This is a genomic window from Acidovorax sp. HMWF029, assembly GCF_003060895.1.
Lineage (GTDB): Bacteria > Pseudomonadota > Gammaproteobacteria > Burkholderiales > Burkholderiaceae_C > Acidovorax.
Window position 1 is genome coordinate 1 of sequence record NZ_QAIH01000280.1, and the last position, 3561, is coordinate 3561.

The 3561-nt window shown below is 67.6% G+C and carries 1 protein-coding gene; it reads left to right on the top strand.

All coding sequences use genetic code 11. The features are described from left to right. Window positions 1–94 precede the first annotated feature (94 nt). Window positions 95–3561, top strand: a 3467-nt coding sequence (gene smc, locus DBR12_RS19510) for a chromosome segregation protein SMC (protein ID WP_233244922.1), incomplete at its 3' end; no start/stop codon positions are given.

Consider the following 3561-nt stretch of genomic DNA (forward strand, 5'->3'; position numbering starts at 1 on the left):
GCCGTGGCTGCAGCCAGCGTGTTCCCGCCCGGAACGCCCGTCCGGCGCCCCTTCCGGTCCCCGCTTCCCCCATTTTTTGCCCGCCCCCTGATCCGTGCGTCTTACCTCCATCAAGCTCTCCGGCTTCAAGTCGTTCGCTGAACCCACCAATTTCATGCTGCCCGGGCAACTGGTCGGCGTGGTGGGGCCGAACGGTTGCGGCAAGTCCAACATCATGGACGCGGTGCGCTGGGTGCTGGGCGAGAGCAAGGCCAGCGAGCTGCGTGGCGAGAGCATGCAGGACGTGATCTTCAGCGGCACCACCACCCGCAAGCAGGCCAGCCGCGCCAGCGTGGAGCTGGTGTTCGACAACTCCGACCACCGCGCAGGCGGCCAGTGGGGGCAGTACGGCGAGGTGGCCGTGCGCCGCGTGCTCACGCGCGACGGCACCAGCAGCTACTTTCTGAACAACCAGCCTGTGCGGCGCCGCGATGTGCAGGACGTGTTTTTGGGCACGGGCCTGGGGCCCCGCGCCTACGCCATCATCGGCCAGGGCACCATCAGCCGCATCATCGAAAGCCGCCCCGAGGAACTGCGCCTGTTCCTCGAAGAGGCCGCTGGCGTTTCCAAATACAAGGAGCGCCGCCGCGAGACCGAAAACCGCCTGCACGACACGCGCGAGAACCTCACGCGGGTTGAGGACATCCTGCGCGAGCTGAACGCCAACCTCGAAAAGCTCGAAAAGCAGGCCGAAGTGGCCGCCAAGTACAACGCGCTCAACTCCGACGCTACGCTCAAACAGCACCAGCTGTGGTTCCTGAAGCGGGCCGAGGCCGAAGAGCAGCAGAACAAGGTGCGCCTCGATGGCTTGCAGGCCGTGAACGACCTGGAATCGCGCATGGCCGACCTGCGCGCGGTCGAGTCCGACCTCGAAACCATCCGCCAGGCGCACTACGCTGCGGGCGACCAGGTCAACCAGGCCCAGGGCAAGCTCTACGAAGCCACGGCCGAAGTCGGCAAGCTCGAAGCCGAGATCCGCTACGTGGTCGAAGGCCGTCAGCGCGTGGAGCAGCGGCTGGTGCAACTGGCCGAGCAGATCGCCCAGTGGCAGGCCCGCAAGGAAGACGCCGATGTGGAGCTGGAAAACCTGGCCGGTGCCGGTGTGGACGCCGAAGAGCGCGCCGAGTTGCTGGCCGCCCAGGTCGAAGAGCAGGCCATGCAGTTGCCCGACCTGGAAGAAGCCCTGCGCCAGGTCCAAAGCCGCACGGCCGAGCAACGCAGCAGCGTGGTGCAGGTGCAGCAGCAGATTGGCGTGCTGGCCGCCGAGCAGCGCAGCTTTGACGAACAAAGCCGCCAGCTCGACGCCCGCTTCGAGCGCCTGCGAACCGACCGCAACGCACTGGCCGCGCCCGACGAAGCCCGTCTGACCAACCTGCGCGAGCAACTCGAAGAAGCGCAGGAGATCGCCGAAACCACCGCAGCCCGCCTGCACGAGCTGCAGGAGTCTGTGCCCCAGCTCGACGACGACCGCCGCGCTCGCCAGCAGGCCGTCAACAGCGAAAGCGCCCGCCAGGCCGAGCTGTCGGCCCGTATGGAGGCGCTCAAGGCCCTGCAGGAAAAGGTCAAGACCGACGGCAAGCTGCGCCCCTGGCTGGCCAAGCACGGCCTGGACGGCCTGCAAGGCCTGTGGAGCCGCATCCACATCGAACCGGGCTGGGAAAACGCACTCGAAGCCGCGCTGCGCGAGCGCCTGGCAGCGCTGGAAGTAGGACGCCTGGACATGGTGCGGGGCTTTCTGGGCTCTGGCGGCAACGATGCGCCACCCGCCCGCCTGGCGTTCTACAGCGTCCCCGCTGCGGGCCACCCTGAAACATCGTCACCGCACGCCCGCCTGTCGGACCTGCTGCGCCTTCATGATGCGGGCCTGCGCGCCGTGTTGGTGGACTGGCTGCAGGGCTGCTACACCGCCCCCACGCTGGACGACGCCCTGAGCCGCCGCAGCACGCTGCAGCCCGGCGAAGTGGTGTTTGTGCCCACGGGCCATGCCGTCAGCGCCCACAGTGTGAGCTTTTACGCGCAGGACTCCGAGCAGTCCGGCATGCTGGCCCGGGCGCAGGAGATCGAGCACCTCGAAAAAGAGCTGCGCGCGCAGGCGCTCATCGCCGAAGAATCACGCGCCGCCCTGGTCCGCGCCGAAGCGGCCTATGCCGACGCCTCACAGCGCCTGGTGTCTGCCCGCCGCGAAGCCACCGAAACACAAAGCCGTGCCCACGAGCTGCAGGTCGAGACCCTGCGCCTGACCCAGCTGGCCGAGCAGACCCGCGCCCGCAGCCAGCAAATCGACGGCGACCTGGCCGAGGTCGAAGCCCAGCTGGCCGACCTGCAAGAACGCCGCGTGGCCGCCGAAGCCCGCTTTGAAGAGCTGGACATGCAACTGGCCGACAGCCAGGAGCGCGAGGCCCAGCTGGGCGACAAGGTCATTGAGGCGGAGCGCAGGCTCACCGCCTGCCGCGAACAGCAGCGCACGCTAGAGCGCCAAGCGCAAGAGGCCACGTTCTCGCAGCGCAGCCTGGAAGCGCGCCGGGGCGAACTCAACCGGTCCATCGAAACCGCCACCCAGCAGGCCAAGGCCCTGGCCGACGAGGAGCAGCGCGCGCGCGATGAGCTTGCCCGGCTGTCCGACGCCGCCGCGCAGGGCGGCCTGCAAGCCGCGCTCGAATTGAAGATGGAGCGCGAAAAGGCCCTCGGCGCCCAGCGCAGCGAGTACGACGACCTGACCACCAAGCTGCGCGCCAGCGACGAACGCCGCATGCAGCTGGAGCGCGCCCTCGACCCGCTGCGCCAGCGCATCACCGAATTCCAGCTCAAGGAACAGGCCGCGCGCCTGGGCCTGGAGCAGTACACCACCTTGCTGGCCGACGCCCAGGCCGACCTGGAGGCTGTGGCCCAGTCCATCACCGAGGGCAATGTGCGCATGGGCGGCCTGCAAAGCGAAATCGACCGCCTGCACCGCGAGATTGCGGCGCTGGGCGCTGTCAACCTGGCCGCGCTGGATGAACTCAAGCTCGCCAGCGAACGCAAGGTGTTTCTGGATGCCCAGACCGCCGACCTGACCGAGGCCATGAACACGCTGGAAGACGCGATCCGCAAGATCGACGGCGAAACGCGCCAGCTGCTCTCGGGCACCTTCGACACCGTGAACGCGCACTTTGGCCGCATGTTCCCCGAGCTGTTCGGCGGCGGCCAGGCCAAGCTCATCATCACCGGCGACGAAATCCTCGACTCCGGCGTGCAGGTGATGGCGCAGCCGCCCGGCAAGAAGAACCAGACCATTCACCTGCTGTCGGGCGGCGAAAAGGCCCTCACGGCCATCGCACTGGTGTTTGCCATCTTCCAGCTCAACCCCGCGCCGTTCTGCCTGCTGGACGAGGTGGACGCGCCGCTGGACGACGCCAACACCGAACGTTATGCCAAGCTGGTGTCCAGCATGAGCAAGGGCACGCAGTTTTTGTTCATCAGCCACAACAAGATCGCGATGGAAATGGCCGAGCAACTGATCGGCGTGACCATGCAGGAGCAGGG